This is a genomic window from Micromonospora sp. 4G55 (genome assembly GCF_016803375.1).
On the sequence record NZ_JAEVHN010000441.1, the window covers coordinates 1 to 5,245 of the forward strand.

Here is a 5,245-nt window from a genome sequence, read left to right on the forward strand (position 1 = left end):
GGGGCCGAGTCGCGGGACACCGCGCCCCGGCTGGGCCGGGGCCCGCCGCGCGGGCCGGTCGTGCGACGCGAGCACCTCGCTGATCAGCGCGCGCATCGCCGTGGACGGTTCCAGCTGCAACTCGCGCCGCAGCAGGTCGCGGTAGACGAAGTAGGCGTGCAGCGCCTCGTACGCGTTGCCCTCCGCCAGGTGCGTCTGGATTACCAGCCGGTGCGGGGTCTCCCGCAACGGTTCGGCCGCCATCGCCTCGAGCGCGGCCTGCAACGCCTCCCCGTGCTCGCCGGCGCGCAGGTGGGCCCGGGCCATCTCGTCGAGCAGGTGCAGCCGCAACTGTCTGAGCCGTTCCCGCTCCAGTAGGACCCAGTCGTCGTACCAGCCGGGCAGCAGGTCGTGGCGCCCGGCGGCGAGGACCGCCGCCGCCGGCCGGGGATCGCCGCCCTGGCTGACCCGGGCGTCGGCCCGGGCCAGCTCGTCGACGTCCACGTCGACCGTCGGGTGCAGCCGGACCGTGTCGCCGTCGGTGATCACCGGGCAGGACGGGTCCCGCCGCAGCCGCCACAGCGCGGTCCGCAACGAGGACAGGGCGCGCTCCTCCGGTACCTCCGGCCAGAGCAGGCCGGCCAGTTGGGCGCGGGTCGCGCCCGGGCGCAGACCGATCAGCGCGATGGTGCGTTGCAGGCCGCGCGGCACCACCACCGGCCGCCTACCGTGCAGCAGCCGGAAGCCGCCGAGCAGCAAGAGGCGGACCGCCGGCTCGGCGTCGGACACCGGCTGTGGTCCGCTGCCCCCTGCCGTGGACAACCGCGCGCTTCTGTCACAGTTCACGATCGACTCCCTGCACCGGGGACCATGGGCGGCGAAGGCCTTGTCGGAGCCGACCGACCGCCAGCTGGACCGGTGAAAGGGGCCTCCGGTGGCCCGTGGATCGCTCGCCTCAGCAGGAAGTCTGCGCAAATCGGCGTCACCCCAGCGTCACCGCGCACCAGAATCTGTGCGTCTCCTGTGACAGTCCGGTGACACCCGTCGCCGCGCGGATCGCGTCGATCGGAACCTGGAGACAAGCTGAGCTTCTCGACTCGAGGCCTGCCTCCCGAAGGAAGGGCCCAGTACGCGGACCTGCGGATCCGGCCTACCCTTCATAGGTGGGCGCGCGCATCGAGGAGCTGGACCGGCTCGACGGGTACACCTACCTGACCGTCCCGGAACGGTCCACCTATCTGGCGATCATGCGCCTGTTCGCCGGCTCGCTGATGACCGACCTGTCGGCGCAAGAGGTCGCGGACGCGCTGAACGGCAACGGTGAGCAGTTGACCGTCGATACCGCCGCCGACCGCCTGGGACGGCTGGTGAGCTGGGGCAATCTGCTGCCGAGTTCGCATGCCGTACGGGTGAAGAGCATCGCCGAATACCACCGGGCGCGCTCGCGGTACCAGCTTTCACCTCTGGGCGAACGGATCCAGCGGCAGGTGGACGAGATGCTGGCGAGCGCCGACTCGGCGCGCGAGATCAGCCGGGAGCTGCTCGGACTGGTGGCGGCGGGCCTGGCCCGCGTCGCGGAGCAGGTCGAACGGCCGGGCGGCCCGGACCCCGCCCAGACCCGGGACGTCGTGGTCACCACCTTCGCCCAGTTCTGGCAGTTCCGCGATTCGGTGCGGGACTTCTACGCCTACCTGGGTCAGGTGCTCGCCCGCTACGACCTCGACGCCGGGGAATACGCGGGCTTCAAGAACCTCCTGCTCGACTACGTCGAGTCCATCACCGAGGAGGTCGTGCTGCTGGCACCGCGCATCGAGCGCGACCTCGACCGGATCTGGCCGCAGCTGCCCGCACTGCTCGCCCGGATCGACGCCGACGGTGACGGCCTCGTCGAAGCCGCTGAGGCGGTGGGTGTCACGGTGCAGCGGACCCGCGGCCGTGAGGTGGCCGACTGGGAGGCGCTGCGCGCCTGGTTCCGGGACACCGACGGCCGGCGCAGCGAGGTTGGTCAGCTCCGCGACGCGACACTGCGGGCGTTGCAGTCCCTGTTGGCCAACGCGAAGCGAATGATCCGCTCCTCCGGGCACGGGGTGTCGCGACGCCGCGACCTGCTGCGGCTGGCGGGGTGGCTCGACGGCACGGACGCCGACACCGCCGCGGACCTTTTCACCGCGGCCTTCGGGCTGTACGGGGCGCGGCATGTCGGGATCGCGGGAGATCCGGAGGCGGTGGTTCCGGCGACGGAGAGCTGGTGGCCGGCACCCGCGGTGACGGTGCCGGTGTCGTTGCGGGAACGGGGCAATCGGGCGCCCCGCGGCCGGCCGACCGGCGTGGTAGACCGCAGCGAGCAGCAGGCGATGTTGCTGGCGGAGGCGGCCGCGACCCAGCGCGCACGCGTCACCGCCGCCGGTGAACTGCTCTCCGCCGCAGCTGACCTGTCCGCCGTCCGCCTGTCCGCGTCGGCGATGAGCCTGCTTCTGGAGTTGCTGGCGCAGGCCTTGGGTGCGGGTGATCCGGCGTTCGGGTCCGCGGCGACGCTCTCGATGGATCTTGGGCTGCGGTGTGAGGTGGTCGGGAAGCCGGGGGCGACGCTGGTCCTGCGGTCGGCCAGCGGTGACTTCACCGCTGACGGGCTGTCCATCAGGCTCGCGCCGGTGGAGGCGACCGGCGATGGCTGATACGCATGACATCGCACTGGCCGCCGAGCGTCGGCGGGCTGTACGCACTCTGTTGGCAGTGCCTCTGTTGCTTCCGGAGCACGACGAGTTCCCGCTAGTCAGACGACATGCCGACTGGTTGAAGACATGGTTCGCCACCTTCCTCGGCTACCGGCTGGTGGTGGAGGCCGGATTCGCCCGGCTGTTCAAGGCCGGACTCGGCCCGGGGGCGGGACGGGGCCTGACCCGGTCGACGGGAGCGCCGTTCACCCCCCGGATGTACTCGTATCTGACGCTGGCCGTCGCCGTCCTGTTGACCTCCGCCGAGCAGATCCTGCTCTCCCAGCTCGTCGCGGACATCCGGGCGGCTGCCGTCGAGGCCGGCATCGACCTCGGCGACGTGGACCGACCCGCGGAGCGGCGGGCGCTGGGGGCGGCGCTGCGGCAACTAATCGCGTGGCGGGTGCTGGTGGAGGAGCAGGGCAGCGTCGCCGGGTACGCCGACGACGGTCGAGCCGAGGCGTTGCTGACCGTGGACCGGGACATCGCCGCCCATCTGCTGGCGACGCCACTGAGCAGGGCGGACACACCCGAGGGCTTCCTCCGGTCCGCCTCGGCGGCAGGTCCGGGTGGCGCCCGGCACGCCGTCCGCCGGCGGCTGGTCGAGACTCCGGTGGTGTATGTGGACGACCTAAGCGCCGCCGAGCGGGCCTGGCTGCGCCGCGAGCAGCGCCGCGACGAGCGGTCCTTCGCCGAGTACGTCGGTCTGCAGGCGGAACTGCGGGCCGAAGGCGCGGCACTGATGGACCCCGACGACGACCTGTCCGACATCGGGTTCCCCGGCACCGGCACGGTGGCCCAGGCCGCCCTGCTCTGCGTCGAGGCGCTGGTGGCGGCACTCCGCCCGGACGCCCCGACAGCCCGGTCGGGTGCCACGCCGGTGATCGGGGTGCCGGTACCGGAGGGCCTGTTGGACGATCTGCTCGCCGACCTGGTCGAGCGGCACCATCGGCACTGGGCCGCCGCCTACGTCGACGACCCGGTCCTGCTCCGCGAGGCGGTGACGGGTCTACTCGTCCAGATGCGCCTGATGGCCCCCGCCGCACCCACCGTCGCGGACGCGGAGGACGACGATGCGGTCGCCGCGGCGCGGGCGGTGGACGCCCGGCAGGGGCGCGGCTGCACGACGCCGGGCGGTTACGTCCTGCTGGCGGCGGCCGCGCGCTACGCCGTACTCGAAAGGAGCATGTGAGACGTGACCACCGCGACGGCGCGGCCCGGCACCACCGGCCGGGGGAACCCCAACCGGTTCCGCCTGCACCGGGCCGGGATCTGCAACGTGTGGCAGTACGACGAGCAGATCTTCCAGTTCGAGGACGGCAGGCTGCTGCTGCGCGGCAAGAACGGCGCCGGCAAGTCCAAGGCGCTGGAGCTGCTGCTGCCATTCCTCCTCGATGGCGACGTCAAACGGCTCGATGCCACCGGAGCGGGACGGACGACGTTCCGCTGGCTGATGAGCGAGGGGTCCACCGCGGTGAACCGGCAGGGCTTCCTCTGGGCCGAGCTGCGCCGCCAGAGCGGCGACGGGACCGACAGCTTCCTCACCCTGGGCGCCGTGGTGCGGTGGTCGTCGGCCACCGGGGAGGCGCGGCTGCTGTACTTCGTGACCCCACTGCGCGTCGGCCCCGACGTCACCCTCGTGGCCGACCGGCAGCCGCTGCCGATCGACCGGCTGCGGGACCGGCTCGGTGAGGACGCGGTGTATTCCAGCGCCCGGGACTACCGGGCGCGGGTGGCCCGGGAGCTTTTCGGCATCACCGACGCCGGCCGCTACCGCAACCTCGTCCACCTCCTCTACCGGCTGCGGCGACCCACCGTCGGCGACCGGATCGAGGCGGGCCAGTTGACAGTGGAGCTGAGCGAGGCGCTGCCGCCGCTGGACGACGACGTGCTCGACACGGTGGCGCACAACCTCGACGACCTGGAAGCCGTACGCGAGGACCTCGGCCGGCTGGAACGCACCTCCGCCGCCCTCACCGACCTGCTGACCGCTTACCGGGGATACCTGCGCGGCGAGCTGCGCCGCAGGGTCACCACCGTGCGGACCGCGCTGGTCGAGTTGCGGACCCGCCGCCGGCAGGCCGGCGAGCGTGAACGCGACGTGGCCGCCGCGCTGGATGCGGAAACCACGACCGCCGCTACGGCGCGCCGCTGGGAAGCGCAGGTGCAGGACACAACAACGGAACTCGCCGCGCTGCGGGACAGCGCCGAGTACCGGGCGGTCCGCGACCTCGGGCAACGCCGGCAAGCGGTCGAGGCGTTACAGGCAGCCGCCCGGTCCGCCGAACGGGCCGCCGCGGCGGAGCGCGCGCCGCAGCGGACGCCGCGGCCCGGCTCGTGGAGGAAACCGAACGACTCGGCCGGACGGCGGCGGAGCTGCGCGAGGGTCACCGGCGACTGGCCGACGCGGCGACCGCGGCCGGGGTGGACGTGGCCCACCTCGGCGAGCCGCTCACGCTCCGCTTCACTCCGGCGGCCGCCGACGGCCGGCTTTCCACAATCGATGTCGCCGCCGTCAGAGCCGACATCGGGCGGTGCGCGCAGCAGTTGCG

The 5,245-nt window shown here is 72.8% G+C and carries 3 protein-coding genes and 1 pseudogene; 3 read left to right on the forward strand and 1 reads right to left on the reverse strand.

Annotated elements, in window-relative coordinates; translation table 11 throughout:
* On the reverse strand, positions 1 to 801 hold an 801-nt coding region (locus JNW89_RS26805), incomplete at its 3' end, for a BTAD domain-containing putative transcriptional regulator (RefSeq protein WP_375155147.1).
* Between the two features lie 341 nt (positions 802 to 1,142).
* Here JNW89_RS26805 and JNW89_RS26810 point away from each other — a divergent pair.
* From JNW89_RS26810 to JNW89_RS26820, 3 genes and pseudogenes are all read left to right on the forward strand, one after another.
* Positions 1,143 to 2,654 carry a TIGR02677 family protein gene (locus tag JNW89_RS26810; RefSeq protein WP_238451118.1) on the forward strand — a complete coding sequence of 504 codons (1,512 nt, stop codon included), beginning with the start codon at positions 1,143 to 1,145 and terminating at the stop codon, positions 2,652 to 2,654.
* The gene (locus JNW89_RS26815) at positions 2,647 to 3,885 is read left to right on the forward strand and encodes a TIGR02678 family protein (protein ID WP_255541287.1); all 1,239 of its coding nucleotides are present in this window, start codon (positions 2,647 to 2,649) and stop codon (positions 3,883 to 3,885) included. The genes JNW89_RS26810 and JNW89_RS26815 overlap by 8 nt, the downstream gene beginning before the upstream one ends.
* 3 nt (positions 3,886 to 3,888) lie before the next feature.
* Positions 3,889 to 5,245: pseudogene (locus JNW89_RS26820) on the forward strand (hypothetical protein); the annotation flags it as partial.